Annotated in this window: 25 protein-coding genes; 13 read left to right on the top strand and 12 right to left on the bottom strand. The window is 74.1% G+C overall.

All coding sequences use genetic code 11. From position 1 onward, the window contains the following. Positions 1-655: 655 nt before the first annotated feature. The gene (locus tag AC1WTP_RS03310; RefSeq protein WP_481647749.1) at positions 656-1681 is read right to left on the bottom strand and encodes a diacylglycerol kinase family protein; all 1026 of its coding nucleotides are present in this window, start codon (positions 1679-1681) and stop codon (positions 656-658) included. A 125-nt stretch (positions 1682-1806) separates the two neighbouring features. Between AC1WTP_RS03310 and AC1WTP_RS03305 the strand changes: the two genes are divergently transcribed. From AC1WTP_RS03305 to AC1WTP_RS03285, 5 genes are all read left to right on the top strand, one after another. After that, a complete protein-coding gene (locus AC1WTP_RS03305) occupies positions 1807-3096 on the top strand; it encodes an adenylosuccinate synthase (protein WP_481647748.1) in 1290 nt (429 codons plus the stop codon). Between the two features lie 186 nt (positions 3097-3282). Beyond that, positions 3283-4212, top strand: a complete 930-nt coding sequence (locus AC1WTP_RS03300) for a type IV toxin-antitoxin system AbiEi family antitoxin domain-containing protein (RefSeq protein ID WP_481647747.1) — start codon at positions 3283-3285, stop codon at positions 4210-4212. 91 nt (positions 4213-4303) lie between these two features. Further along, complete coding sequence (purD, locus tag AC1WTP_RS03295) at positions 4304-5551, top strand: phosphoribosylamine--glycine ligase (protein ID WP_481647746.1); 1248 nt, start codon at positions 4304-4306, stop codon at positions 5549-5551. Between the two features lie 51 nt (positions 5552-5602). Beyond that, positions 5603-6130, top strand: a complete 528-nt coding sequence (locus AC1WTP_RS03290; protein ID WP_481647745.1) for a SigE family RNA polymerase sigma factor — start codon at positions 5603-5605, stop codon at positions 6128-6130. After that, positions 6123-6965, top strand: coding sequence for a hypothetical protein (locus AC1WTP_RS03285; protein WP_481647744.1), 843 nt, complete (start codon positions 6123-6125; stop codon positions 6963-6965). The genes AC1WTP_RS03290 and AC1WTP_RS03285 overlap by 8 nt, the downstream gene beginning before the upstream one ends. Before the next feature lie 157 nt (positions 6966-7122). On the opposite strand, the gene AC1WTP_RS03280 is transcribed toward AC1WTP_RS03285, so the two are convergent. From AC1WTP_RS03280 to AC1WTP_RS03270, 3 genes are all read right to left on the bottom strand, one after another. Further along, positions 7123-8685, bottom strand: a complete 1563-nt coding sequence (locus AC1WTP_RS03280) for an AMP-binding protein (protein WP_481647743.1) — start codon at positions 8683-8685, stop codon at positions 7123-7125. 159 nt (positions 8686-8844) lie between these two features. Further along, positions 8845-10059 carry an acyl-CoA dehydrogenase family protein gene (locus AC1WTP_RS03275; RefSeq protein WP_481647742.1) on the bottom strand — a complete coding sequence of 405 codons (1215 nt, stop codon included), beginning with the start codon at positions 10057-10059 and terminating at the stop codon, positions 8845-8847. A 2-nt stretch (positions 10060-10061) separates the two neighbouring features. Beyond that, positions 10062-10514, bottom strand: a complete 453-nt coding sequence (locus AC1WTP_RS03270) for an SCP2 sterol-binding domain-containing protein (protein ID WP_481647741.1) — start codon at positions 10512-10514, stop codon at positions 10062-10064. Between the two features lie 75 nt (positions 10515-10589). Between AC1WTP_RS03270 and AC1WTP_RS03265 the strand changes: the two genes are divergently transcribed. Then, positions 10590-11228 (top strand): TetR/AcrR family transcriptional regulator, encoded by a 639-nt coding sequence (locus AC1WTP_RS03265; protein WP_481647740.1) that lies wholly within the window; start codon positions 10590-10592, stop codon positions 11226-11228. A 5-nt stretch (positions 11229-11233) separates the two neighbouring features. On the opposite strand, the gene AC1WTP_RS03260 is transcribed toward AC1WTP_RS03265, so the two are convergent. Beyond that, positions 11234-11875 (bottom strand): DedA family protein, encoded by a 642-nt coding sequence (locus AC1WTP_RS03260; protein WP_481647739.1) that lies wholly within the window; start codon positions 11873-11875, stop codon positions 11234-11236. Positions 11876-12067: 192 nt separating this feature from the next. Here AC1WTP_RS03260 and AC1WTP_RS03255 point away from each other — a divergent pair, with 192 nt between their 5' ends. Both AC1WTP_RS03255 and AC1WTP_RS03250 read left to right on the top strand, forming a co-directional pair. Continuing rightward, positions 12068-13240, top strand: coding sequence for a sensor histidine kinase (locus AC1WTP_RS03255; RefSeq protein WP_481647738.1), 1173 nt, complete (start codon positions 12068-12070; stop codon positions 13238-13240). After that, positions 13237-13878: a response regulator gene (locus tag AC1WTP_RS03250; RefSeq protein ID WP_481647737.1), complete on the top strand. Its 642-nt coding sequence runs from the start codon at positions 13237-13239 to the stop codon at positions 13876-13878. Before AC1WTP_RS03255 ends, AC1WTP_RS03250 begins: the two co-directional genes overlap by 4 nt. A gap of 31 nt (positions 13879-13909) precedes the next feature. Here the strand turns inward: AC1WTP_RS03250 and AC1WTP_RS03245 are convergent, their stop codons facing one another. Genes AC1WTP_RS03245 through AC1WTP_RS03235 form a run of 3 tightly spaced genes read right to left on the bottom strand, consistent with a single transcriptional unit; the run spans position 13910 to position 16815 of the window. Next, positions 13910-14521, bottom strand: coding sequence for a DedA family protein (locus tag AC1WTP_RS03245; protein ID WP_481647736.1), 612 nt, complete (start codon positions 14519-14521; stop codon positions 13910-13912). A gap of 40 nt (positions 14522-14561) precedes the next feature. Beyond that, the gene (locus AC1WTP_RS03240) at positions 14562-15443 is read right to left on the bottom strand and encodes a MaoC/PaaZ C-terminal domain-containing protein (RefSeq protein ID WP_481647735.1); all 882 of its coding nucleotides are present in this window, start codon (positions 15441-15443) and stop codon (positions 14562-14564) included. A gap of 1 nt (position 15444) precedes the next feature. Beyond that, positions 15445-16815 (bottom strand): 3-oxoacyl-ACP reductase, encoded by a 1371-nt coding sequence (locus AC1WTP_RS03235; protein ID WP_481647734.1) that lies wholly within the window; start codon positions 16813-16815, stop codon positions 15445-15447. A gap of 54 nt (positions 16816-16869) precedes the next feature. On the opposite strand from AC1WTP_RS03235, the gene AC1WTP_RS03230 reads away from it, so the two are divergent. Then, positions 16870-18162: an acetyl-CoA C-acetyltransferase gene (locus AC1WTP_RS03230; RefSeq protein ID WP_481647733.1), complete on the top strand. Its 1293-nt coding sequence runs from the start codon at positions 16870-16872 to the stop codon at positions 18160-18162. A 13-nt stretch (positions 18163-18175) separates the two neighbouring features. Here AC1WTP_RS03230 and AC1WTP_RS03225 read toward each other — a convergent pair whose 3' ends face one another. Together AC1WTP_RS03225 and AC1WTP_RS03220 are read right to left on the bottom strand one after the other, a co-directional pair. Beyond that, positions 18176-18601, bottom strand: coding sequence for a PIN domain-containing protein (locus AC1WTP_RS03225; RefSeq protein ID WP_481647732.1), 426 nt, complete (start codon positions 18599-18601; stop codon positions 18176-18178). Further along, complete coding sequence (locus tag AC1WTP_RS03220) at positions 18598-18807, bottom strand: type II toxin-antitoxin system VapB family antitoxin (RefSeq protein ID WP_447134903.1); 210 nt, start codon at positions 18805-18807, stop codon at positions 18598-18600. The genes AC1WTP_RS03225 and AC1WTP_RS03220 overlap by 4 nt, the downstream gene beginning before the upstream one ends. A 90-nt stretch (positions 18808-18897) precedes the next feature. Here AC1WTP_RS03220 and purB point away from each other — a divergent pair, with 90 nt between their 5' ends. After that, the gene (gene purB / locus AC1WTP_RS03215) at positions 18898-20322 is read left to right on the top strand and encodes an adenylosuccinate lyase (protein WP_481647731.1); all 1425 of its coding nucleotides are present in this window, start codon (positions 18898-18900) and stop codon (positions 20320-20322) included. A 106-nt stretch (positions 20323-20428) separates the two neighbouring features. Here the strand turns inward: purB and AC1WTP_RS03210 are convergent, their stop codons facing one another. Next, positions 20429-20995 (bottom strand): YbjQ family protein, encoded by a 567-nt coding sequence (locus tag AC1WTP_RS03210; protein WP_481647730.1) that lies wholly within the window; start codon positions 20993-20995, stop codon positions 20429-20431. Positions 20996-21019: 24 nt separating this feature from the next. Beyond that, entirely contained in the window at positions 21020-21703 is a 684-nt protein-coding gene (locus AC1WTP_RS03205) for a S1 family peptidase (protein ID WP_481647729.1), read from the bottom strand. 418 nt (positions 21704-22121) lie between these two features. On the opposite strand from AC1WTP_RS03205, the gene purS reads away from it, so the two are divergent. From purS to purL, 3 genes are all read left to right on the top strand, one after another. Then, entirely contained in the window at positions 22122-22385 is a 264-nt protein-coding gene (gene purS, locus AC1WTP_RS03200; RefSeq protein WP_252417098.1) for a phosphoribosylformylglycinamidine synthase subunit PurS, read from the top strand. Continuing rightward, the gene (gene purQ, locus AC1WTP_RS03195; protein WP_481647728.1) at positions 22382-23065 is read left to right on the top strand and encodes a phosphoribosylformylglycinamidine synthase subunit PurQ; all 684 of its coding nucleotides are present in this window, start codon (positions 22382-22384) and stop codon (positions 23063-23065) included. Before purS ends, purQ begins: the two co-directional genes overlap by 4 nt. Before the next feature lie 130 nt (positions 23066-23195). Further along, the gene (gene purL, locus AC1WTP_RS03190) at positions 23196-25922 is read left to right on the top strand and encodes a phosphoribosylformylglycinamidine synthase subunit PurL (RefSeq protein WP_481647727.1); all 2727 of its coding nucleotides are present in this window, start codon (positions 23196-23198) and stop codon (positions 25920-25922) included. The last annotated feature ends 3 nt before the right edge of the window (positions 25923-25925 follow it).

The raw sequence follows: 25925 nt of genomic DNA, 5'->3' as shown, positions 1-25925 counted from the left end.
CGCGACGTGAGGGCCGGCTGAACCGGACGGGGCGCCGGACGCGGTGTCCGGGACAGCGGTGGCTCCGGCCGTTCCGGTCCCGTCCGGGCGGGACGCCCCAGCCGCGCCGGCCGGAGCCGGCGCACCGGACGACGGGGCCGCCGGGGCGGCCGGCGTCGGCGTACCGGACGTCGAGGCCGGCGGGGCGGCGGGAGCCGGCGCCCCGGGCGGGCCCGGCGGAGGGGCCGGGGCTGCCGGAGCCGGCGGGGCTGGGGGAGGTGTCGGAGCCGGCGGGGTGGGGGGAGTTGGCGGTGGTGGGGCCCAGCCCTGGCCGGCGGCCCAGTCGGGGGTGCCGGGCGTGCTGGTCGGGCCGGTCGTCGCCCACCCGCCGGGAGCCGGCACCCCGCCGGTCAGTGACGGGTAGTCGGCGGGCGTGGGCGGGGCGGTGCTGGCCGCGGCCGGTGAGCGGGCGGCCCAGGGTGGGGTGCCGGCGCCGGGGGCGCCATCGAGCTGATCCGGCGGCCAGAGTGGTTCGATGTCCCGCTCCGGTACCGGCTGCTGGCCGGGCGTGTGGACCCGGTCGGCGTTGTCGTCCACCACGGTTCCTCCCCATTCCTCCTGCCGAGGATAGGCCCACCGGCCGTACCGGACCGGCCGGCGCGGAGGCGGCCCGGGGTCAGGTCGTCCAGACCGCCCAGGCGCCCGGCTCGGTCCACCAGGACCGCTTCCGGTTCAGCTCGCCCGCCACCCCGTCGTCCAGGTAGGGCAGCTTCTCGTCCCGGGGGAGCACGGAGACGGCCCGGCCGCGGGCCCGGCGTACCTCCAGCCGTACCCGCTTCCTGCCCCACGCGGATCGGGCGACCACGGGCACGGCCACCGCCACCTCGACCCTGCCGTCGGCCGGGTCCGGCGCGCCGAGCAGCGCCACGTCGTCCAGCCGCGCGTACCCGCCGGCGTTGCCGATCACGCAGGCCAGCAGCGGCTCGTCGGCGTTGCTGAGCACGGTGTCGTCCACCTCGACCCGGCCCCGCCAGTGCAGCGGCCGGCCGTTGTCGTCGGCCGCGCCGAGCAGTGCGCCGTCCAGGGTCACCGAGCCGCCGTCGTTGCGCAGCAGGTCGAGCCGGCGGGCGGTGCCGTCCAGCACCGCGGCGGCCACCGCCGCCGGGTCGCGGGGCAGGCCGAGCTGCGCCGCCAGGTCCTGGTGCGTCGTGCTCCGGGCGGGATCGAGCGGGAGTACGCCCACCGGCGGCAGGTCCGGCACCGTACGGTTGCCGGCCAGGTCCGCGGGGCGGCGGCTGGGCGGCGGGGCGTACCGCCGGACCAGCCGGCGCAGGACGGCGCGCAACTGCGCGTCACTGGCCGTGGCGACCACGAGCCGGGTCTTGGAATCGGGATCCGGCCAGGTGAGGCCGTCGGGGCGGGGCGGTCCGTCGAGCCGGGCCAGCACCTCGTCGATCTCCGCGTCGGAGCGCGCGATCACCGTCTCGACCCGGGCACCCCGCGCGGTGAGCGCGTCCGCGCAGGCCAGCACCGGCACCCGGGGAGTCTCGCAGCGCTCGTCGCCCTTGCCGGGCCCGCCCGTGGCGTCGGCCTGGCCCGGCGATTCGGCCGCGGTCGCGCCGCCGCAGCAGGCCCCGCCACTGCCGCAGCCCCCGGGAGCGTCCCGCTCCGATCCGAGGGTGAGCAGCACCACGTCGTACACGGCTACCGGCCTCCCGCCTCTCGCCGCGACCCCTGCCGGTCGCGCCGTCACTACTTGTTAACCTGACACCCCGGGCTCGCCAACCGGTCGCCACCTGGCACCCGAGCCTTCTGGAGGCGGAGAAGATGCCAGCGATCGTGCTCCTTGGCGCTCAGTGGGGCGACGAGGGCAAGGGCAAGGTTACCGACCTGCTCGGCGAGCGGGTCGACTACGTGGTGCGGTACTCCGGCGGCAACAACGCCGGCCACACGGTGATCACGCCGGACGGGCAGAAGTACGCGCTGCACCTGATGCCCTCCGGGGCGCTGTCGCCGAGCGCGAAGATCGTCATCGGCAACGGCGTGGTGGTCGACCCGAAGGTGCTGCTCACCGAGATCGACGGGCTCGCCGAGCGGGGCGTGGACGTCTCCCGGCTGCGGATCTCCGGCGACGCGCACCTGATCATGCCGCACCACCGGGCGTTGGACCGGGTGGTCGAGCGTTACCTCGGCTCCGCCCGGATCGGCACCACCGGCCGGGGCATCGGCCCGGCGTACGGCGACAAGGTCGCCCGGATGGGCATCCGGGTCCAGGACCTGCTCGACCCGGGGATCCTGCGCAAGAAGCTGGAACTCGCGCTGCGCGAGAAGAACCAGATCCTGTTCAAGGTCTACAACCGCAAGGCGATCGACGTCGAGGCCACCGTCGAGGAGTACCTGGCGTACGCGGAGCGGCTCAGGCCGTACATCGCGGAGACCCGGGCGATGCTCTGGGACGCGCTCGACCGTGGCGAGACGGTGCTGCTGGAGGGTGCCCAGGCCACCATGCTCGACATGGACCACGGCACGTACCCCTTCGTCACCTCGTCGAACCCGACGGCCGGCGGCGCGTGCGTGGGCGCGGGCATCCCGCCGACCGCGATCTCGAAGGTGATCGCGGTCAGCAAGGCGTACACCACCCGGGTCGGCTCCGGGCCGTTCCCGACCGAGCTCTTCGACGACAACGGCCAGCACCTGCGCAAGATCGGCCACGAGTACGGCACCACCACCGGCCGGGAGCGCCGGTGCGGCTGGTTCGACGCGGTGGTGGCCCGCTACGCCTGCCGGCTCAACGGCGTCACCGATCTGGTGATCACCAAGCTGGACGTGCTGACCGGCCTGGCCAAGGTGCCGATCTGCGTCGGGTACGAGATCAACGGCCAGCGGGTCGACGACATGCCGATGACGCAGACCGACTTCCACCACGCCGTCCCGGTCTACGAAGAGCTCGACGGCTGGTGGGAGGACATCACCAAGGCCCGCACCGAGGACGAACTCCCCGAGAACGCGCGACGCTACATCGCCCGCATCGAGGAACTCTGCGGCACCCGCGTCAGCGTCATCGGCGTAGGCCCCGGCCGCGAAGAAAACGTCCTCCGCCACCCCCTCCTCCCCTAACCCCCCACCCCGGCCCCCCACCCCCGGGCCCGCCCCCGTTGATCATGAGGTTAGCGGTGTGATTGGCGATCAACTTCGCCGCTAACCTCATGATCAACGCGAGTTGCGGGTTGGTTGTCCACAGGGGTGTGAGGGTTATCCACAGGGGGTCGTGGGGGCGGGTGGGTTGGTCCATGGTCGGGAGTCATGGATCGGTGGTTGGCGCTGCGGCGGGTCGCTGGCGGGCAGGACGGGCTGGTGACCCGGGCGCAGGCGACGGATATCGGGTTCAGCCGGCACGAGATCGACAATCTCGTCACGTTCGGCCGGTGGCGTCGGCTTGCCCGGGCCGTCTACCTGGTGACCGGGCCGACAGTCGGGCAGCCCTCCCGGCGCTGTCGGATACGCGCGGCGCTGCTGTCACTGGGGCCGAAGGCCCACGCGGTACTCGGGACCGCCGCCGAACTCCACGGAATCGCCGGCCTTCCACCCGGTGACGAGATCCATGTGGCGCTGCCCGGTGCCGCCGCGAAGCTTGCGCGGGCCCAGGAACCCGGCCTCGTGGTGCACCAACTGGAGCATCCGGCGGCCTCCGTCGTCAGCCTCGATGGTTTGCCGACCACGGACCCGCTCTGCACTGTCGCCGAGGTGATCCTCCGCGTGGGCCGGTACCCGGCCGTCGCCGTGCTGGACTGCGCGTTGAATCGAGGGCTCGTCACCGATGACGACCTGCTCGCTGTTCCGCGCCTGGTCCGACGTCGCCGAGGCGCGGTGGCGGCACGCGCCGTCCTGGCCGAGGCGGACGGACGCGCCCAGTCCCCGCTGGAGACCCGCACCCGGCTGCGCTGCGTCGACGGCAGAGTGCCTCCGGACACCCTCCAACTGGAGGTGCGGGACGACGACGGCTACCTGCTCGGCATCGGGGACCTGGGCTGGCGCGGTCCGAGGGTGATAGCCGAAGCCGACGGCCGCGGCCCGCACGGCACCCCCGAAGCGGCATACGCCGACCGCCGCCGGCAGAACCGCCTGGTCAACGCCGGCTGGACCGTCCTCCGTTTCACCTGGGCCGACACCCTCGACCCCGCCTACATCCCCTGGACCGTCCGCCAGGCCATCGCCGCCGCCCAACGCCCTTGATCATGGAGTTGACGGCGAAATCGATCATCATTACTGCCGCTAACCTCATGATCAACGGGGGCGAGCGGGGTGGCGCGTAGGATGCGGGGTCGTGCGGGTACTTCTTCTGGGTGGTGGGGGGCGGGAGCATGCGCTCGCGCTCGGGCTGGCGGCCGATCCGACCGTCGACAAGCTGATCGCGGCCCCGGGCAATCCGGGCATCGGGCAGTTGGCCGAGCTGCGGCAGGTGAACCCGACCGATCCGGCGGCTGTCGCCGCGCTGGCGGTGGAGACCGGGGCCGACCTGGTGGTGATCGGTCCGGAGGCGCCGCTGGTGGCCGGGGTCGCCGACGCCGTCCGGGCGAAGGGCATCGCCGCGTTCGGTCCGTCCGCCGCGGCCGCCCGGCTGGAGGGTTCCAAGGCGTTCGCCAAGGACGTGATGACCGCCGCCGGCGTGCCCACCGCCCGGGCGTACGCCTGCGCCGACGAGGCGGCCACCGCCGCCGCGCTGGACGAGTTCGGCGCGCCGTACGTGGTGAAGAACGACGGGCTGGCCGCCGGCAAGGGTGTCGTGGTCACCGACGACCGGGCGGCCGCGCTGCGGCACGGCGCCGAGTGCGGGCAGGTCGTCGTCGAGGAGTACCTGGCCGGGCCCGAGGTGTCGCTCTTCGTGGTCACCGACGGCGAGGCCGCGCTGCCACTGCTGCCGGCGCAGGACTTCAAGCGGGTCGGCGACGGCGACACCGGCCCGAACACCGGCGGCATGGGGGCGTACGCCCCGCTGCCGTGGGCGCCGTCCGGCCTGGTGGACGAGGTGATGCGCGACGTCGTGGACCCGACCCTGGCCGAGCTGCGCCGCCGGGGCACGCCGTTCGTCGGCCTGCTCTACGTCGGGCTGGCGATCACCGCCGACGGCCCCAAGGTGATCGAGTTCAACGCGCGCTTCGGTGACCCGGAGACCCAGGTGGTGCTGGCGCTGCTGGAGACGCCGTTGGCCGGGCTGCTGCACGCCGCCGCCACCGGCACGCTGGCCGACCACCCGCCGCTGCGCTGGCGGGACGGCGCCGCCGTGACGGTCGTGGTCGCCGCCGAGGGCTATCCGGCCGCACCCCGCACCGGTGACGTGATCAGCGGTGCGGAGGGGGCGGGTTTCATCCACGCCGGCAGCCGCCGCGCATCCGACGGTGCGCTGCTCTCGGCCGGTGGCCGGGTGCTCTGCGCCACCGCCACCGGCGCCGACCTGGCGGCCGCCCGGGCCGCCGCGTACGCGCTGGTGTCCGGCGTCGGGCTGGCCGGCGCCCACCACCGGACGGACATCGCCGCCGACGCGGTCGCGGGGCAGATCACGATTCCGGGCTGAACCGGGCAACCCCCGCAGCTTCCGCCTCCGTTTGACCGGTGAGGCGAGGAGGTGGCGGGATTGCCGGCCGACATCGAGGGCTACCGCGAGTACGTCGGGGCGCGGCTGGAGCCGCTGCGCCGCACCGCGTACCTGCTCTGCGGTGACTGGCACACCGCCGACGACCTGGTGTCGACGGCGCTGGTCAAGCTGCTCCGGCACTGGCGGCGGGTGTCAGCGATGGACAACCCGGACGCGTACCTCCGGCGCACCCTGCTGCGGGTCTGGCTCGACGAGCGCCGCCGGCCGTGGCGGCGCGAGGCCGCCTGGGGCGAGGTCCCGGACGGCCCCGCCCGCTCCGCGACCGACGGCGCCGCGGACCGGCTGACCATCCTCGCCCTGCTCGCCGAGCTGCCGCCGCGCCGTCGCGCGGTCCTGGTGCTGCGCTACTTCTGCGACCTGTCGGTCGAGGAAACGGCCCGGGAACTCGGCTGCACCACCGGCACCGTGAAGAGCCAGTCGGCGCGGGCGATCGAGACGCTGCGGGGTCGTCTCGTCGGCGCGCCGGCGCGAGTCGAGGGGGCACGCACCGATGGATGACCTGTCGCAGCACCTGCGCGCGGTGGTGGCCGCGTCGCCGCCGACGCGGATCGACGTGGACGCGCTGATCGCCGCCGAACTGCGCCGCCGCCGGCACCGCACCTGGACGCTGGCCGGCACGGGCGTGGCCGCCGCGGTCGCCGTGGTCGCGGTCACGCCGGCCCTGCTCGCCGGCTCCGGCCCGGGCGGGTTCACCCTGCCGGGCGATGCGTGGACGCCGTCCGCCGGCCCGTCGCTCTGCGCGGTGCCGACCCCGCCGCCCAGTGGCTCCCCGGTCCCTCAGCAGACGTACGACACGGTGCGCGCGCGCCCCACCGAGAGCCCGGGCCGGGCCGTCGCCCGGCTCACCGGGGTGCTCCGTCCGGCGTTGGATGCCGCCCTGCCGGCCGGTATGACCGCCGCCGGCACCCTGCCCGGGTGTGACCTGATCCAGTTCGACTACGACGGGAGCAACCGGTTCTACGAGGCCCGGGCCCGGCTCGCGCTGGGCGGGCAGGTCGACAACCTGCGTGTGACGTTGATTCCGACGGGTGTCGACGCGCCGCGCGGCTGCGCCGCAGCTCCCGATCCCGCGGCCTGCACGAGCAGCCGGCTCCCGGACGGCGGTTCCGTCGCCGTGAGCACGGCGGCCCCGGGGAAGGACGGACACGAGCAGCGCTGGGTTCAGCTGCAGCGGGCGGACGGCACCTCCGTGACGGTGACGACGGACAACGTGCACATCGTGGTGAAGGGTGCCGACGGAGTCCCGTCGGTGGAACTCGGGCCCCCGCCGGTGCTGGCCGTGGAACAGCTGACCGCGATCGCCACCAACCCCGCGCTGACGCTCTATCCCTGACCGGCGTGAGTCCCGGTGCGCCGAGGGCGCCCGCGCGCCGGGACAGCGGCGAGGCGGGTGTGCGGCCCCGGCGGCGGTTGGCCGCCGAGCGGGCCGGGCCGCTCGGGCCCGGCTGGTCGAGCGGGCATCCGGGTTCGGTCGCACCGCCCCCGGCCGCTCAGCCGTAGTAGCGGCGCAGCTCGCGGGTCAGCACCTTGCCGGTGGCGTTGCGCGGCAGGTACTTCACGAAGATGACGTCCCGGGGCACGGAGAACCGGGCGAGGTAGTGCCGGACGTACTCGCGGACGGCCTCCGGGTCGAGCGTCTCGCCGGGGTGCAGGCCGAGGAACGCGGCGAGCCGCTGGCCGTACTCCGGGTCCGGCACCCCGATCACGGCGGCCTCGCGTACCTGCGGCAGCCGGGCGAGCAGGTCCTCCACCTCGGACGGGAAGACGTTCTCCCCGCCGGAGACGATCATGTCGTCGGCCCGGCCGTCGACGAAGAGCAGCCCGTCGGCGTTGACCCGGCCGAGGTCGCCGGTGTTCAGCAGCCCGTCCTGGCTCTCCCGTTTCGCCCCGGAGGTGTAGCCCTCGAAGAGCATCTCGTTGCCGACGAAGATCCGGCCGACCCGGCCGTCCGGCACCGGCCGGCCCGCGTCGTCGAGGATCCGCAGCCGGGTGCCGTGGGGCGGCCGGCCGGCCGTGGTGGGCGCGGCGCGCAGGTCGGCCGGGCCGGCGATGGAGGCCCAGGAGACCTCGGTGGAGCCGTAGAGGTTGTAGAGCACGTCGCCGTAGACGTCCATGAACCGGTGGGCGAGGTTGCCGGGCAGCGCGGAGCCGCTGACCGCGACCACCTTCAGCGGCGGCCGCGGGTCGGGCGCCGGCACCTCCAGCAGCCGCTGCACCATCACCGGTACGGCGAAGAGCGCGTCGCACCGGTGCTCGACGAGCGCGGCCAGCGTGGCGGCCGGGTCGAAGCGCCGGTGCAGCACGATGGTGGCGCGGAGCGCGAAGCAGACCTGCAGGGCGGCGAATCCCCAGGTGTGGAAGACCGGCGCGGCGATCATCACCCGGTTCCGGGTGTGCAGCGGGATGCGGTCGATGATGGACACCAGCGGGCCGAACCCGTTCGGGGTGGGCCGGCGGGCGCCCTTCGGCGTGCCGGTGGTGCCGGAGGTGAGCACGATGATCCGGCCGTCGTGCTCCGGCGGGTGCAGCTCGCCGGGGAGGGCGCCGGCGACCAGCTCCTCGCGGGCCCGCTCGTCGACGCGGTGCAGCTCGGCGGGGAGGCCGAGAACCCGCTCGGCGAACTCGGTGTCGTGTACCAGCACCCGCAGCGCCTGCTCGTCGGCCACGGTGGCCAGCTGGGCGGCGGAGAGCCCGGTGTTCACCAGCACCGCGTCGACGCCGAGCAGGGTCGCCGCGACGATCGTCTCGATCAGGCCGTGGTGGTTGCGGCAGAGCACCCCGATCCGGTCGCCGGGCTGCACGCCGTACGCCGCGCGCAGCGCCCGGGCCAGCCGCTCGGCCCGGTCCAGCAGCTCCTGATAGGTCAGCTCGGCGCCCTGCTCGTCGACGATCGCGGTGCGGCCCGGGTCCCGGGCGGCTGCCTGGCGCAGCTCGCCGGCGAGGCTCCAGCCCCACTTGCGCAGCGCACCGAGCTGGGAGGCGACCCGGATCGGGCGGCCGGGGGTGAGTAGTCCGCGACGGGTGAGCGTGGCGACGATGAACGGCAGGTCCATGCCACAGGCCTCCTTCGACGGTGCACGAAGGGCCCCCGAGCTGGGGGCCCTTCGTGAGCGGTTATCTCGATCATGCACCGGACGCCCGCCCGGACCCACCGGCGGTGACCCGGGCCACCCGGCGGACGCCGGTCGGCGCCGGCCCCCGCCGCACCCGGGTCAGCGGATCTGGACCCCGGAGATCGCCCGGGAGATGACCAGCCGCTGGATCTCCGAGGTGCCCTCGAAGATGGTGTAGATCTTCGCGTCCCGGTACCAGCGCTCGACCGGGTGGTCGCGCAGGAACCCGGCCCCGCCGAGCAACTGCACCGCCCGGTCGGTCACCGCGACGGCCACCTCACCCGCCTTGAGCTTGGACATCGAGCCCTCGCCGGCGGTGAACGGCCGGTTGTTGCGCCCCATCCAGGAGGCGCGCCAGACCAGCAGCCGAGCCGCGTCGATCTCCATCTTCATGTCGGCCAGCGCGAACGCGACCGCCTGGTTCTCGATGATGGGCCGTCCGAACTGGACCCGGTTCTTGGCGTAGTCCAGCGCGTACTCGTAGGCGGCCCGGGCCACGCCGAGCGCCTGGGCGCCGACGGTGGGCCGGGACAGCTCGAAGGTGCGCATCGCGGCCTGCGTCGAGGCCCGCTTGCCGGAGCGGGCCCGGTCCAGCCGTTCCAGCAGCGCCTCCCGGCCGCCGAGCAGGCAGCGCCCGGGCACCCGTACGTCGTCGAGGAAGACGTCGGCGGTGTGCGACGCGCGCAGCCCCAGTTTGCGCAGCTTGCGGGTGGCGGCCAGCCCGGCCGTGCCCGGCGGTACGACGAACGCGGCCTGCCCGCGCGAGCCGAGTTCCGGTTCGACGGAGGCGGTGACCACGTGTACCCCGGCGATCCCGCCGTTGGTGGCGTACGCCTTCTGCCCGCGCAGCACCCACTCGTCGGTGGCCTCGTCGTAGACCGCCCGGGTACGCATCGCGCCGACGTCGGACCCGGCCTCCGGCTCGCTGGTGCAGAACGCCGCCACGGCCGGCTCGTCGACCGAGCCGAAGCACTGCGGCACCCATTCGACCAGCTGGTCGGGGGTGCCGGCGCCGTAGATGGCGGCCACCGCCAGCGAGGTGCCGAAGATGCTCAGCCCGATCCCGGCGTCACCCCAGAAGAGTTCCTCGCTGGCGATGGGCAGGGAGAGGCCGGTCGGGTCGGCCCAGCAGGTGGCGAGGAACTCGAAGCCGTAGAGGCCGACCTTCGCCGCCTCCTGGATGATCGGCCACGGGGTCTCCTCCCGGGCGTCCCACTCGGCCGCGGCCGGGCGCACGACCTCGGCGGCGAAGCCGTGCACCCAGTCGCGCAGGTCCCGCTGTTCCTCGTTCAGGTCGAGCGAGAACTCGGCCATGCTCAGGCCTTGGGGATGTCGAACAGGTTGGCGATGTTGGCCGCCAGGCCCAGGTCGCCCTTGGCCTTGAGCTTGCCGGTCATGAACATCATCACCGGGTTGGCGCCGCCCGACACGATCTTGAGGAACTCGACCGGGCCCATGGTGAGGCTGAGCTTCGGGTCGTGCTGCGCGGTCTCGTTGACGGTGCAGGCGCCGTCGGCGATGACCACCTCGTAGGTGTCGGTGCCGCCGTCGGGGCGCCCGGTGATGTTCCAGTGGATGACCGCGTTGGTGGAGCCGGCCCGGTCGGCCCGGAACAGCGACGGCATCCGGCTGAAGACCTCGCCGAGGATCTTGCCGCGCAGGTCGCCGGACATCACCTCGGCGATCTTGTCGTCGGGGGTGGACTTGACCAGCTGGGCGAACTCCTTCGGGCCGACGTTGGCGAAGTTGGCCGGGTCGAAGTCAGTCATGGGGGAACACCTCTCGGGCGGGCCGAATCTGGTTACTCTGGCGTAACCTTACGCACGAGTAGGTATGCTCGCAAGGTGTCCGGCACCCCGACCTTCAAGCGCCTGCCCCGGGCCGTCCGCGAGCAGCAGATGCTCGACGCCGCGGTCAAGGTCTTCTCCCGGCGTGGCTTCCACGCGGCCAGCATGGACGAGATCGCCGAGGACGCCGGCATCTCCAAGCCGATGGTCTACGCCTACCTCGGCACCAAGGAGGAGCTCTTCGTCGCCTGCCTGCACCGTGAGGGCACCCGGATGATGCAGGCGATCGCCGGGGCGGCCGCCCCCGACCTGCCGGCCGACGAGCGGCTCTGGCGGGGGCTGCGGGCGTTCTTCGGCTTCGTCGGGGCGCACCGGGACGGCTGGGCGGTGCTCTACCGGCAGGCCCGGGGCGAGCAGCCGTTCGCCGGCGAACTCGCCGCCATGCGGGCCCGGCTGGTGGACGTGGTCGCCGGGATGCTCGACCACGCGCTGCGCGCCGAGGGGCGCGAGGTGAGCGAGACCGATCTGGAGGTGGTCGCGTACGCCCTGGTGGGGGCGACCGAGTCGCTGGCCGACTGGCTCGCCGACCACCCGGAGGCGGACCCGGAGAAGACCGCCACCCGGATGATGAACGCCGCCTGGCTCGGGGCCGGCCAGTTGCTGCGCGGCGCCACCTGGCGGCCGCCGGCCGGCTGAGGCGCTCACCGCCGCAGCCCGGCGTACTCCGGCCCCGGGTCGGTGGCGCGCGCCCGGCGCCGGCCCCGCGCCCAGCGGGCCACCTCGACCACCAGGGTCACGGTGAGCGCGAGGCCGAGCCCGAGCAGCAGGCCGCGCAGCGGGTCCTGTTCGAAGGCGAGCCCGCCCAGGTAGCCGACCAGCGCCGAGTAGACCCCCCAGGAGACCGCGGCGAGCGTGTCGAAGGCGAGGAACCGCAGCCGGGGGAAGCGGATCGCGCCCATGGTCAGGGTGACCGCCGTCCGTCCACCCGGGATGTACCGGGCGACGGTGAGGATCAGCCCGCCGCGCCGGGTGATGCCCCGCCGGGCCCGGTCGAGCGCCGTCCGCCGCCGGCCGCCGGCTGGCAGCCGGGCGAGCAGCCGGCCGCCGCCGCCACGGCCGATGGCGTACGAGACGTGGTCGCCGACCAGCGCGCCGGCCGCCGCGACCGCGATCACGGCCGGCAGGTCCGGCTGGCCGGTGGCGGCGAAGACGCCGGCGGTGATGACCGCGGTCTCGCTCGGCACGACCGGGAAGAACCCGTCGACCACCGCGATCACGAAGAGCGCCAGGTAGACCCAGGGCGAGGACATCGTCTGGTGGAGCAGGTCGAGCAGCGAATCCATGATCCCGATGCTGCTGCCGGTGCGGCCCGCCGCCATCGGCCGTGCGTCAGCCGGCGGCCGCTACTTAAGTAGCGGCCGTCCCCGAACCGGCTCAGGGGCGAGCGGCCCGGGGCGTCGGGGTATCCCCGACGCCGGGGCGATCCCGGCCGTCGGTGCTCGGGCGGCCGGCGGGCCAGCGCCTACGCTCGGGGCGTGACCTCCAGCGCCGCCGTGCTCCGGCGGGCCGTCGAGCGGTACGTCCCGCTCGGGCTCGCCGTGCTGGTCGGCGGCGGGGTCTGGTACTCGGCGACCGGTGCCCTGGGGGTCCGTTCGCCGCTGCCCGGGGTGGTGGTCCTGGTCGTCGCCGTGGCGGCCGGCTGGGCCGCCGCGACGGTCCACCGGAGGCGCTGGCCGCTGTTCGCCGCGGCGGCGGTCGCCTGGCTGCTGCTGGCCGCCTGGCCGGCGGCGGTCGCCGCGTCCTGGCAGGCCGGCCTGCGGCTGCGTGGCCGCCGCCCGCTCGGCGGCTTCCTGGCCGGCGCCGCGCTGGTGCTCGCGCTGGGTGTGCTGATCGGCCGGGCGATGGGGGGCGAGCGCGGGTTGACCACCGCCACCCCGGGCAACGCCGTCGCGATGGCCGCCTGGCTGGTGGTCTTCCCGCTGGTGATCGGGCTCTGGATCCGGGCCCGCCGGGACACCCTCGACGCCCTGCGGGACCGGGCCGCGCGGCTGGAGCGGGAGCAGGAGGCCCGGGCGGAGCGGGCCCGGGCCGAGGAGCGGGCCCGGATCGCCCGAGAGATGCACGACGTGGTGGCGCACCGGGTGTCGCTGATGGTGGTGCACGCCGGTGCGCTGGAGGTGACCGCCGCCGACCCGGCGACCGTCGAGGCCGCGTCGTTGATCCGGTCCACCGGCCGGCAGGCCCTCGCCGACCTGCGCGAGGTGCTCGGCGTGCTGCGCCAGCCCACCCCGACCGCCGGCGGTACGCCGGACACCACCCCGCCACCGGGCCTGGCCGGGATCGACGAGTTGGTCCGCGAGTCGCGCGCCGCCGGGTTGCGGGTGCACCGCCACGACGAGGGGACGCCCCGACCCCTGCCGGCGACGGTGGACCGGACCGTGCACCGGGTGGTCCAGGAGGCGCTGACCAACGTCCGCAAGCACGCGGCCGACGCGGAGACGACGGTGCGGCTGCACCACCTGGCCGGCGGGATCGAGGTCGACGTCCGCAACGGCCCGTCGGCCGGCGGCCGCGCCCTGCCCGGCGCCGGGCTCGGCCTGGTCGGCCTCCGGGAACGGGTGGAGCTGCTCGGCGGGCGGCTGGAAGCCGGCCCGGACGACGGCGGCTTCCAGGTCCGGGCGCTGATCCCGGTGCAGGAGGAGACGTGATCCGGGTCCTGGTCGCCGACGACGAGCACCTGGTCCGCTCCGGCCTGCGCCTGATCCTGGAGGCGGCGCCGGAGATCACCGTGGTGGGCGAGGCGGCGGACGGCGCCGAGGCCGTGGCCGAGTCCCGCCGGCTCCGCCCCGACGTGGTGCTGCTGGACGTGCGGATGCCCGGCACCGACGGGCTGGCCGCCGCGCCGCGGATCGTCGCCGGTGGCGCCAAGGTGATCATGCTGACCACCTTCGACCGGGACGAGTACGTGCACCGGGCGCTACGCGCCGGAGCGGTCGGCTTCCTGCTCAAGGACACTCCGCCCCGGGACCTCGCCGCCGCGGTGCGGACCGTGGCCGCCGGGAACGCGATGCTGGCGCCCACGGTGACCCGGCGGCTGATCGAGTCCTTCGCCGAGCGGGGGCCGGACCGGCGGACGGCCGCCCGGCAGCGGCTCGCCGACCTCACCGCGCGGGAGCTGGAGATCGTCCGGGAGGTCGCCCGGGGGCACGCCAACGCCGGGATCGCCCGCCGGCTGGGGATGAGCGAGGCCACGGTCAAGGCGCACGTCAGCCGCGCCCTGGCCAAGCTCGGCGTGGGCAACCGGGTGCAGGTGGCGATCCTGGTGCACGACGCCGACCTGCCCTGAGCCCGGATCCGGCCCGGGCCGGCGGCGGTGGTCAGCGGGGAGCGACCGGGCGGCGGCGGTGGAGCCACCGCCGGGCCGCCTCCAGCAGCAGGGTGATGACGACGGAGAACCCCACCCCGACCAGCACGCCCCGGACCGGGTCGCGTTCGAAGGCCAACCCGCCGAAGTAGCCGAGCAGCGTGCAGTAGAGCGCCCAGGTGAACGCGCCGATCGCGTCGAAGAACAGGAACGACCGGCGGGAGTAGCGCAGCGCGCCCATGGTCAGGGTGACCGCCGTCCGCCCGCCCGGCAGGTACCGGGAGGTGGTCAGGATCAGTCCGCCGCGCCGCTGGACCGCGCGCCGGGCCCACTCCGAGCTGGCCCGCCGCCGGCTTTCCTGCGGGAGTCGGGCCAGCGGCCCGGCGCCGCCGCCGCAGCCGATGGCGTACGAGACGTGGTCGCCGACGAGCGCGCCGAGGAAGGCCGCTGCGATCACCCCCACCAGGTCGGGGTGACCGCCGGCGGCGAGAACGGCTGCGGTGATCACCGCAGCCTCGCCCGGCACCGCCGGAAAGAACGCGTCGACCGCGGTGACCCCGAAGAGCACCAGGTACACCCACGGCGAGGCGACCGTCTCCCGGAGCAGGTCGAGCACGGCTTCCATGCCCCCATGCTGTCCGGGAGACGGTCCCGTAGGGGCTGAGTCAGCGGATCGTGCCGGTCAGGTGCGGGCGGTCGGTGCGCGCGTCGTGCAGGGCGAACTCCCGGGCCGGGACCGCGCTGAAGGCGACCGTGCCGGGCAGCGGGACCGGCAGCTTGAACGCCACGTCGACGGTGAAGGCGTCCGGCAGCCGGCTCTCCAGCGCGGCCAGGCAGCGGGCCTTGCTCCACATCCCGTGCGCGATCGGGCGCGGGAAGCCGAGCAACCGGGCCCCCAGCCGGGAGGTGTGGATCGGGTTGTGGTCGCCGGAGACCCGGGCGTAGTCCGTACCCACCCGGGGCTCGACCCGCCAGTGCGCGGAGGCGGGCGGTACCGCCGGCCGCTCGCCGCGGTCGCGCCGCTCGCCGCCGCCGGTGCCGCGCTCCTTGGCGAGGTACGTCGAGACGCCCCGCCACACCTCCGCGCCGCCCACCTTGGCGACGAGGACCACGTCGAGTTGGCGGCCCCGGTCGTGCGGGCGCAGGTTCTCCGCGTACGTGGTGAAGTCGAGCGTCTCGTCGGCGCCGATCGGGCGGTGCACGGTGATCCGGTTGGCCACGTGCACCACGCCGGCCAGCGCGATCGGGAAGTCCGGCGCGGTCATCAGCCGCAGCGCCAGCGGGAAGCCCAGCACGTGCGGGTACGTCGCCGGCAGCCGGTCGGCGAGCCGGAACCCGCAGACCCGGTCGTAGTCGGCCAGGTGGGCCCGGTCGACGGTGGCGCCGGCGACGGCCAGCTCGACCGCGGGCACGGTGTCGCCGCGCCGGCCGCCGACGCCGGGCAGCGCGCCGAGCAGGGCGCGCCGGTAGAGCGCGCCGGCCGCGGGCATCGCGGGCAGTTCGGCCCGGGCCCGGGTCGGGGCGGGCCGGTCCTCGGTGGTCGCCATCTCAGGCCCCCAGCAGGCTCTGGCCGCAGACCCGGACCACGTTGCCGCTGACCGCGCCGGAGGCCGGCCAGGCCAGCCAGCCGATGGTCTCCGCCACGTCGACCGGCAGGCCGCCCTGGGACATGCTGTTCATCCGCCGGCCCGCCTCGCGCAGCACCAGCGGGATCCGGGCGGTCAACCGGGTCTCGATGAACCCGGGGGCGACCGCGTTGACGCTGATCTGCCGGTCGCGCAGCGCCGGCGCGAGCGACTCGACCAGCCCGATCACGCCGGCCTTGCTGGTGGCGTAGTTGGTCTGGCCGCGGTTGCCGGCGATCCCGGCGATCGAGGAGACCGAGACGAGCCGCCCGCCGGCCGGGATCAGCTCCCGCTCCAGCAGCACGTCGTTGATCCGCTCCTGGCTGGAGAGGTTGACCTCCAACACCGAGTCCCAGCGGTCGGCGTCCATCCGGCCCAGGGTCTTGTCCCGGGTGATGCCGGCGTTGTGCACCACCACGTCCACCCGGCCGTGCCGGCCGGCCAGGTGCTCGGCGAGCCGGGTCGGGGCGTCCGGCGCGGTCAGGTCGAGCTGCACCGCGCTGCCGCCGATCTCGTTCGCGACCGCGGCCAGCTCGTCGCCGGCGGCCGGGACGTCCAGCGCCACCACCCGGGCGCCGTCGCGGGCGAGCACCCGGGCCAGCGCCGCCCCGATGCCCCGGGCCGCCCCGGTGACCAGCACCACCTGCCCGTCCAGCGGGCGGTCCCAGTCGGCCGGCGGTTCCGCCCGCCCGACGCCGACCCGGATCACCTGGCCGGAGACGTACGCGGACCGGCCGGAGAGCAGGAACCGGAGGGTGGCTTCGAGGCTGGTCGCCGTGCCGGCGGTGAGGTCCGGGCCGTCGCCGGCGGTGACGTACACCAGTTGGGCGGTGACGCCGCGGCCGAACTCCTTGCCGATGCTGCGGGTCAGCCCTTCCAGGGCGCGCTGCGCGGTCGCCTCCCGGGGCGTGCCGCACTCGGTCGGCGGGGTGCCCAGCACGATCACCCGGCCGCTGGGCAGCACCGAGCGGGCCCGAGGGTGGAAGAAGTCGTAGAGCTGCCGCAGCCCGGTCGAGTCGGTGATCCCGGTGGCGTCGTACACCAGGGCGCCGAAGCGGTCGGTGGCGTCGCCGTCGGCGGCCGGATCGCGCACCTCGACCCCGGCGGCGGCGAGGATCTTGCCGATCGGCGCGGCGAGGCGACCGCCGGTGGCCGCGCCGAGCAGGGCGGGCCCGGGCAGCAGGGGGTCGCCGGGACGGTGCCGGCGCAGTCGCGGCGGGTCGGGCAGCCCGAGGCGCTTGACCAGCGCGCGGCCGGCCCCCGATTGGACGAAGCTCGCGTACCTGTCGGTCATAGGCGTAGCCTACTGACGAGTAGGGTTCGGGCAAGACTTTCCAGGAGGCGGATCGTGCAGAACATCCGGCGGGTCGCGGTCATCGGTGGCAACCGCATCCCCTTCGCCCGCTCCAACTCCCGCTACGCGGGCGCGTCCAACGCGGACATGCTCGGCGCGGCGCTCGACGGGCTGATCGCCCGCTACGGCCTGGCCGGCCAGCGGGTCGGCGAGGTGGTCGCCGGGGCGGTGCTCAAGCACTCCCGCGACTTCAACCTCACCCGTGAGGTGGTGCTCGGCTCCCGGCTCGACCCGCACACCCCGGCGTACGACATCCAGCAGGCCTGCGGCACCGGCCTGGAGGCCGCCATCCTGGTCGCCAACAAGATCGCCCTCGGGCAGATCGACGTCGGCATCGCCGGCGGCGTCGACACCACCTCGGACGCCCCGCTGGCGGTCAACGAGGACCTGCGCCGCACCCTGATCCAGCTGAACAGCGCCCGCACCCTCGGCGAGCGGCTGCGGCTCGCGGCGAAGCTGCGCCCGTCGCAGCCGTTCAAGCCGGACATCCCGCGCAACGCGGAGCCGCGCACCGGACTGTCCATGGGGGAGCACGCGGCCCGCACCGCGCTGCGCTGGAACGTCGACCGGCAGTCCCAGGACGAGCTGGCGCTCCGCTCGCACCAGCGGCTCGCCGCCGCCTACGACCGGGGCTTCTTCGACGACCTGATGACGCCCTACCTGGGGCTGACCCGGGACCAGAACCTGCGCCCGGAGACCAGCCTGGCGAAGCTCGGCTCGCTCAAGCCGGTCTTCGGCGCCAAGGGGCCGGACGCCGAGCGGGCCACCATGACCGCCGGCAACTCCTCGCCGCTCACCGACGGCGCGTCCACCGTGCTGCTCGCCTCCGAGGAGTGGGCCCGCGCGCACAGCCTGCCCGTGCTGGCCTGGTTCAGCTGGTCGGAGACCGCCGCCGTGGACTTCGTGCACGGCGACGAGGGGCTGCTGATGGCCCCCGCCTACGCGGTGCCGCGGATGCTGGCCCGGGCGGGGCTCACCCTGCAGGACTTCGACTACTACGAGATCCACGAGGCGTTCGCCTCGCAGGTGCTGGCCACCCTGGCCGCCTGGGAGTCGGCGGAGTTCTGCAAGGACCGGCTCGGCCTGGACGCCCCGCTCGGCGCGGTCGACCGGGACCGGCTCAACGTCAACGGCTCGTCGCTGGCGGCCGGGCACCCGTTCGCGGCGACCGGCGGCCGGATCGTGGCCACCCTGGCCAAGCTGCTCGCCGAGAAGGGAAGCGGCCGGGGTCTGATCTCGATCTGCGCGGCCGGCGGCCAGGGGGTCACCGCGATCCTGGAACGCTGACCCTTCCGCTCAGCTACTTCACCGACCCGGCTGGTGCCAACCAGCGCATGGGCTGGCCGGTCACGGTGGCGATCTGGTCGAAGTCGCGGTCGTAGTGCAGCACGGACAGTCCGTGGTATTCGGCCGTGGCGGCGATCAGGAGATCCACAGGTCCGGCCGACCGGTGCCAGCCCCGCCCGGTCAGCTCAACCTGGGTCTCGGTTGCTCGCTCGTAGATCCGGTCGGGCATGGCCATCCAGCCGAAGGCGATCCGCAGTTGCTCCTCGAGTCGAGCGCGGTCGGCGACGGACCGGGCCGAGTAGAGAAACTCCAACTCGATGAGGGGACAGACGGCGACGAGGCCAGCCGTGATGGTCGGCTCCCAGCGGGCCAGCACCTCCGGGTCCCGGAACAGTCGGACGAGGGCGCTGGTGTCGACCAGGTAGTCAGCGAGCTTCACGAACGGTATGTCTTCTTGTCGAGCAGCTCGTCGAAGTCTCCTGCCTGCCCGCGAGTTGCCAGTTCGGCGAGCGCTCGGGCCCGGCGCACCCGCGCCGCCCCTTCGCGGAGCGCCACGTTGACCGTCTCCTTCTTGGTCTTGGTGCCGAACGCCTCGGCCGCGTCGGCAAGCGCCTCGTCGTCGACATCTACCAGGATCTTGGTCATCCGGGCCCCCTATATACGGCAACCTTCTAAAGTATATCCGGCGGGGGGCTTCGGTCGGGGACGGACGCGGCGTACGGGAGAATGAGGTACGTGACGACGATCCCGAACGTGCTCGCCAACCGCTACGCCTCGCCCGAACTGGTCGCCCTCTGGTCCCCGGAGGAGAAGGTCCGGATGGAACGGCGGCTCTGGCTCGCCGTGCTCCGGGCCCAGCGTGACCTGGGTGTGCCGGTGCCGGACGGGGTGGTCGAGGCGTACGAGCGGGTGCTCGACCAGGTCGACCTGGCCTCGATCGCCGAGCGGGAGCGGGTCACCCGGCACGACGTGAAGGCCCGGATCGAGGAGTTCAGCGCGCTCGCCGGGCACGAGCACGTGCACAAGGGGATGACCTCCCGGGATCTCACCGAGAACGTCGAGCAGCTCCAGGTCCGCCGCTCGCTGGAGCTGATCCGGGATCGCGTGGTGGCCACCCTGGCCCGGCTGGCCCGGCTCGCCGTCGAGCACTCCGACCTGGTCATGACCGGCCGTTCGCACAACGTCGCGGCGCAGGCCACCACGCTGGGCAAGCGCTTCGCGTCGGCCGCCGAGGAGCTGCTCATCGCGTACGAGCGGCTGGACGACCTGATCAACTGGTACCCGCTGCGCGGCATCAAGGGCCCGGTGGGCACCGCCGCCGACCAGCTCGACCTCTTCGACGGCGACGCCGACAGGGTGGCCGAACTGGAGCGCCGGGTGGCCGGGCACCTCGGCTTCACCCGGGTGCTGGACAGCGTCGGCCAGGTCTATCCGCGCTCGATCGACCTGGCGGTGCTCTCCGCGCTGGCCCAGATCGCCGCCGCGCCGTCGTCGCTGGCCACCACGATCCGGCTGATGGTCGGCCAGGAGCTGGCCACCGAGGGCTTCAAGCCGGGCCAGGTGGGCTCCAGCGCCATGCCGCACAAGATGAACACCCGCTCCAGCGAGCGGGTGAACGGCTTCGCGGTGATCATCCGGGGTTACCTGTCGATGGTCGGCGAGCTGGCCGGCGACCAGTGGAACGAGGGGGACGTCTCCTGCTCGGTGGTCCGCCGGGTGGCCCTGCCGGACGCGTTCTTCGCCGCCGACGGGCTGTTCCAGACCTTCCTCACCGTGCTGGACGAGTTCGGGGCGTACCCGGCGGTGATCAACCGTGAGCTGGAGCGCTTCCTGCCGTTCCTGGCCACCACGAAGATCCTGGTGGCGGCGGTCCGGCGGGGCGTCGGCCGCGAGGTGGCGCACGAGGCGATCAAGGAGCACGCGGTCGCCGTGGCGCTGAACATGCGGGAGAAGGGCGCCGCCGAGAACGACCTCTTCGACCGGCTTGCCGCCGACGGCCGGCTCGGCCTGTCCCACGGCGAGATCGACGCCCTGGTCGCCGACCGCACCGCCTTCGTCGGCGCCGCCCCGGCCCAGGTCGAGGCCGTCGCCCGCCGCGTCGCCGCCGTGGTGGCCGCCCACCCCACCGCCGCCACCTACACCCCACCCCCCATCCTCTGACCCCCCTGGCTCCCGGCCCCGCACCGTCGATCAGGAGTTCGGGTCGGCTCCGACCTCCGGGCCGACGCGAACTCCATGATCAACAAGCTCTGGTGAGCGGGAGGGGTCAGGAGTCGCGGGTGGGGGTTTCGGCGGCGGTGCGGAGGTTGGGGGCGCTGGCCGGCTCGGCGATGCCGCCGGGGGCCTCGGCGATCTCGCCCTCGTGGGCGGTCTCCGCGGCGACCAGGGGCTGGTCGGGCGGCATGACGTCGGGCACCTTGGGCGCCACGATCACCGCCGTGCCGTACGCGCAGATCTCCATCCACATCTCGCCGCAGTCGCGGCTGTCGAACCGCATCCCCACCACGGCGTTCGCGCCCAGCCGGCGGGCCTCCTCGCCGAGCCGGGCCACCGAGTCGGTCCGCCACCGGGTGAGGTTGTCCGGCGCCATCGGGTCGTACGCGCCACCGCGCAGGTTCTTGACCCCCTCGCGGTACGGGTTCCGCGTCCTGGCCATCGATGACACCACTTCGCCGAGAATCTGGCGGATCTCGTACCCGGGTAGTTGCTCCGTCGTCACGACCAGCACGTTTCCGATGCTGTCAGGCGACCCGGCACCCCATCGTGAGGGTTGTTCACCTGATCGGATGCTGCAAAACGGCGCGGCGCGGACGGCCGGCGCGCCGCCGACCATCCGCGCCGCCCGGGGCGCTAACCGTCAGACACCGGCCACCGAGGTGATCCAGGCCCGGTTGTACGCCACACTGCCGTAGTTCTGGATGCTCTGGCCGTCGGCGGTGGAGGCGACGCCGACCTGCCGGCCGTTGTAGAACTGCGGCCCGCCCGAGTCGCCCCGCCAGGCGTTGCCGTTGATCCGGGTGCTCCGGATCGCCTGCCCGCCGTAGGCGTCGGTGGCGCTGTTGCTGGTCACCTGGACCGAGGCGGTCTTGAGCTGCGTGGACGCCGAGCAGCCGCTGTAGCAGGTCATGCCCCAGCCGTAGATCGAGTTGGTCGAGCCGATCGGCGGGTTGCTGCTGGCCAGCGTGACGTACGAGGTGCTCACCGAGCTGGACAGCCGCATCAGCGCCAGGTCGTAGCGGCTGTAGGTGGCGCTGACGGTGCGGGTGACGCCGCCGGAGGAGCGGTAGACGCTGCCCACCCGGACCGACATCGAGCCGCCGAGGCAGTGCCGGGCGGTGAGTACCCACTGCGGCGCGATGATCGTGCCCGAGCAGGTGAACGAGCCGTTGCTGAAGACCGCGGCGGCCCACGGGGCCGACGAGACGGTGCTGCCGCCGATGATGGGATCCGGGCCGGCCGGGGCGGCGACGGCGCCGGAGCTGGCGCCGAGCAGGGTGGCCGCGGCGGTGGCGACGACCGCGACCAGGGATCGGATGCGCATGGGGGCTCCTTCGGGGGGTTGGACCCGGGTTCGCCGGGTCCGGCCTGCCGGTCGGCGGGCGGGGGTGGCCCGCCGCCCGGGGACTATCATCGACGTCCGACGATGTACGGTAGGGCGCTGAGATGTCGTTCACAAGAGTTTCATCGAAATTAATCGATGACATGGGTCGTGGTGCGGTGGTCCGCCGGGTGCCCGCGCGTCCGGCCGGCCGAACCGGGCGAAACGGCCCACCCGGCAACGAACACGCATCGGGATCACAACGACTCGGCATCGGTCCACCGGACCCCACGCCGATAATGTCGATCACTGCCTGAACCGCGTCCGGCCGGTGCGGCCGGGGCGGGATCTGCCAGGTAGGCTGGCTGCGCTCGCCCGTTGTGGGTCGGCACCCAACTGCGTACACAGTCAGGAGTGCCCAGTGCCTCGCGTCGTCGTCGACGTCATGCTCAAGCCCGAGATCCTCGATCCGCAGGGCCAGGCCGTCGCAAACGCGCTGCCCCGGCTCGGCGTCAGCGACGTCGCCTCGGTCCGGATCGGCAGGCGGATCGAGATCGAGTTCGCCGGTGAACCGGACCTGGACCGGGCCCGGGAGATCGCCGACAAGCTGCTCGCCAACCCGGTCATCGAGGACTTCACGGTCCGCCTGGTCGAGGCCGACGAGACCGCGGACGCCCGCTCGTGACCGCGCGGGTCGGTGTGGTGACGTTCCCCGGCTCGCTCGACGACGGGGACGCGGCCCGGGCCGTCCGGATCGCCGGCGCCGAGCCGGTCCGTCTCTGGCACGGCGACCCGGCGCTGCACGGGGTGGACGGGGTCGTCCTGCCCGGCGGCTTCTCCTACGGTGACTACCTGCGCTGCGGCGCCATCGCCCGGTTCGCCCCGGTGATGGAGACGATCGTGGACGCGGCCCGGGGCGGCCTGCCGGTGCTCGGCATCTGCAACGGCTTCCAGATCCTCTGCGAGGCCCACCTGCTGCCCGGCGCGCTCACCCGCAACCAGCACCTGCACTTCCGCAACCGCGACCAGTTCCTGCGGATCGAGTCGGCCGGCACGGCCTGGACCAACGCGTTCCAGCCCGGCCAGGAGGTGCTGATCCCGGTCAAGAACGGCGAGGGTTGCTACGTCGCCGACCCCGCGACGCTGGACCAGCTCGAGGCCGAGGGCCGGGTGGTCGCCCGCTACATCGGCGGCAACCCGAACGGTTCGCAGCGCGACATCGCCGCGATCAGCAACGCCGCCGGCAACGTCGTCGGCATCATGCCGCATCCCGAGCACGCGGTGGAGGAGCTGACCGGCCCCTCCCTGGACGGTCTCGGCTTCTTCACCTCGGTGCTCAAGCACCTGGTGGGGGCGCCGGCGTGAGCGCGAGGAGTGAGCCGGGTTTGCGAGCCCCGCAGTCGCGAACGAAGAGCGGGGCGGTGACCGGTCGCGGCGGGATCATCGGTCGGCTCACCCGCCCGCAGGGCGGCCACGAGCGCAGCGAGGAGAGGTCATGACCACCCATCCGGACCCGGTACGGGAGATCCCGGAGGCCGCCCCGGCGCAGCCGGTGGAGCCGCGGCCGGCCCCCGTCGTGCCGCAGGCCGGGCCGGCCGGGCACGCCGACTCGGCGCCCGCCGGGCACGCCGAGCCGGAGCCCGCCGCCTGGGCCGACGGCGTGGACACCGTGCCGCGCGCCGGTGGCACCCCGGGCGAGCTCCAGCCGTACGCCGAACTCGGGCTCCGCGACGACGAGTACGACCGGATCCGGCACATCCTCGACCGCCGGCCCACCCAGGCCGAGCTGGCCATGTACTCGATCATGTGGAGCGAGCACTGCTCCTACAAGTCCAGCAAGGTGCACCTGCGCCAGTTCGGTGAGAAGGCGCCGCCCAGCGACCGGCTGCTCGCCGGCATCGGCGAGAACGCCGGCGTGGTGCAGGTCTCCGACGAGCTGGCGGTGACCTTCAAGGTCGAGTCGCACAACCACCCGAGCTTCGTCGAGCCCTACCAGGGCGCGGCCACCGGCGTCGGCGGCATCGTCCGGGACATCCTCGCCATGGGCGCCCGCCCGGTCGCGGTGATGGACCCGCTGCGCTTCGGCGCCGCCGACCACCCGGACACCGCCCGGGTGCTGCCCGGTGTGGTCGCCGGCGTCGGCGGCTACGGCAACTGCCTGGGCCTGCCGAACATCGGCGGCGAGGTCGTCTTCGACCCGTGCTACCAGGGCAACCCGCTGGTCAACGCGCTCTGCCTCGGTGTGCTTCCGGTGAACCGGCTGCAGAACAAGGCCGCCGCCGGGCCGGGCAACATCGTGGTGCTGATGGGCGCCAAGACCGGCCGGGACGGCATCGGCGGTGTCTCGGTGCTGGCCAGCGCCACCTTCGACGAGGGCAGCGAGGAGCGGCGCCCGTCCGTCCAGGTCGGCGATCCCTTCATGGAGAAGCTGCTCATCGAGGCGTGCCTCGAGCTGTACGACGCCGAGTTGGTCGTCGGCATCCAGGACCTGGGCGGCGCCGGCCTGACCTGCGCGCTCACCGAGACCGCCGCCGCGGCCGGCACCGGCATGCGGGTCTGGCTCGAGCGAGTGCCGCTGCGCGAGCCCTCGATGGAGCCGCACGAGATCCTGGCCAGCGAGTCCCAGGAGCGGATGCTGCTGGTGGTCGAGCCGGAGAAGCTCGACGCGGTGCTCAAGACCGCCGAGAAGTGGGGCGTCTGGGCGACCGCCATCGGCGAGGTCACCCCGCCGGCGCCGGACGGGCAGCCCGGCCGTCTGGTGATCACCTGGCGGGACCACCTGGTGGTCGACGTACCGCCGGGCTCGCTGGTCGACGACGGTCCGGTCTACGCCCGCCCGATGCGCGAGCCGGCCGACCTGATCCTGCTCCAGGCCGACCGGGCCGAGACGCTGCCCCGGCCGGCCGACCCGGAGGCGCTGCGCGAGACCGTGCTGCGCATGATCGCGTCGCCGAACCTGGCCGACAAGACCTGGGTCACCGAGCAGTACGACCGGTACGTGCTGGGCAACACCGTGCTGGCCCAGCCGGAGGACTCCGGCGTGATCCGGATCGACGAGCGGACCGGGCTAGGCGTGGCGCTGTCGGTGGACGGCAACGGCCGGTACGCCCGGCTCGACCCGTACCACGGCACCAAGCTGGCGCTCGCCGAGGCGTACCGGAACGTGGCGGTCACCGGCGCGAAGCCGATCGCGGTCACCAACTGCCTGAACTTCGGCTCGCCCGAGGACCCGGGCGTGATGTGGCAGTTCGCCGAGGCCGTCCGCGGCCTGGCCGACGGCTGCGCCGAGCTGGGCATCCCGGTGACCGGCGGCAACGTCAGCTTCTACAACCAGACGGGCGCGGCGGCCATCCACCCGACCCCGGTGGTCGGCGTGCTGGGCGTCCTCGACGACGTGGCCAACCGGGTGCCGATGGGCTTCGTGCCCCGGCCGGGCGGCGACCACGACCAGCTCTTCCTGCTCGGCGAGACGCACGTGGAGCTCTCCGGCTCGGAGTGGGCCTGGGTGAACCACGAGCACCTCGGCGGCGTACCGCCGCAGGTCGACCTGGCCCACGAGCGGTCGCTGGCCGAACTGCTCGCCGAGGCCGCCCGGGTCGGGCACCTCAGCTCCGCGCACGACCTCTCCGACGGCGGTCTCGCGCAGGGCCTGGTCGAGTCCTGCCTGCGCCGCGGGGTCGGTGCCCGGATCGCGGTGCCCGAGCGCTTCGCCGGCGGCTCGATGCCGTTCGTCTACCTGTTCAGCGAGTCCGCCGGGCGGGTGCTGGTCTCGGTGCCGCGCGGTCACCAGAAGGCGTTCACCGCCCTCTGCGCCGAGCGCGGCGTGCCGTTCGAGCTGATCGGGGTCACCGACCCGGCCGGCGGCGCGCTGGAGGTGCACGGGCAGTTCCGGATCGGCCTGGACGAGCTGCGCGCCGCGCACACGGCCACCCTGCCGCGGCTCTTCGGGGGCGCCGAGGTCGTGGACGTGCCGGCGCCGGCGGCCGGCGTGGCGGGCGCCGTCGAGGCGGTGCCGCTGCCGGCCACGGAGCCGGCCGTCGAGGTGGCGCCGGTGGATCCGGCGACCGTCGAGGCCGAGCCGATCGCGTCGGCGGCGCCGGTCCCGCCGACCGGTGCGGCGGAGCCCGTCGCGCCGGCCGACGACGACGCCGACGGGCCGGCCGAGGCGTCCGGGTCCGACTCCGGTGACACCGAGCCGCCCGCCGCGTCCGACCAGCGCTGAGGC

The organism is Micromonospora sp. R311 (assembly GCF_056780015.1).
This window is presented reverse-complemented; position numbering and strand designations above follow the sequence as displayed.

What these genes read in the sequence shown, in the direction of transcription:
- AC1WTP_RS03305 (WP_481647748.1), top strand. Translation starts at nt 1,807, where the DNA reads ATGCCAGCGATCGTGCTCCTTGGCGCTCAGTGGGGCGACGAGGGCAAG.
- AC1WTP_RS03300 (WP_481647747.1), top strand. Translation starts at nt 3,283, where the DNA reads ATGGATCGGTGGTTGGCGCTGCGGCGGGTCGCTGGCGGGCAGGACGGG.
- AC1WTP_RS03285 (WP_481647744.1), top strand. Translation starts at nt 6,123, where the DNA reads ATGGATGACCTGTCGCAGCACCTGCGCGCGGTGGTGGCCGCGTCGCCG.
- AC1WTP_RS03280 (WP_481647743.1), bottom strand. Translation starts at nt 8,685, where the DNA reads ATGGACCTGCCGTTCATCGTCGCCACGCTCACCCGTCGCGGACTACTC.
- AC1WTP_RS03275 (WP_481647742.1), bottom strand. Translation starts at nt 10,059, where the DNA reads ATGGCCGAGTTCTCGCTCGACCTGAACGAGGAACAGCGGGACCTGCGC.
- AC1WTP_RS03270 (WP_481647741.1), bottom strand. Translation starts at nt 10,514, where the DNA reads ATGACTGACTTCGACCCGGCCAACTTCGCCAACGTCGGCCCGAAGGAG.
- AC1WTP_RS03260 (WP_481647739.1), bottom strand. Translation starts at nt 11,875, where the DNA reads ATGGATTCGCTGCTCGACCTGCTCCACCAGACGATGTCCTCGCCCTGG.
- AC1WTP_RS03245 (WP_481647736.1), bottom strand. Translation starts at nt 14,521, where the DNA reads ATGGAAGCCGTGCTCGACCTGCTCCGGGAGACGGTCGCCTCGCCGTGG.
- AC1WTP_RS03240 (WP_481647735.1), bottom strand. Translation starts at nt 15,443, where the DNA reads ATGGCGACCACCGAGGACCGGCCCGCCCCGACCCGGGCCCGGGCCGAA.
- AC1WTP_RS03235 (WP_481647734.1), bottom strand. Translation starts at nt 16,815, where the DNA reads ATGACCGACAGGTACGCGAGCTTCGTCCAATCGGGGGCCGGCCGCGCG.
- AC1WTP_RS03220 (WP_447134903.1), bottom strand. Translation starts at nt 18,807, where the DNA reads ATGACCAAGATCCTGGTAGATGTCGACGACGAGGCGCTTGCCGACGCG.
- AC1WTP_RS03210 (WP_481647730.1), bottom strand. Translation starts at nt 20,995, where the DNA reads ATGGTCGGCGGCGCGCCGGCCGTCCGCGCCGCGCCGTTTTGCAGCATC.
- AC1WTP_RS03205 (WP_481647729.1), bottom strand. Translation starts at nt 21,703, where the DNA reads ATGCGCATCCGATCCCTGGTCGCGGTCGTCGCCACCGCCGCGGCCACC.
- purL (WP_481647727.1), top strand. Translation starts at nt 23,196, where the DNA reads ATGACCACCCATCCGGACCCGGTACGGGAGATCCCGGAGGCCGCCCCG.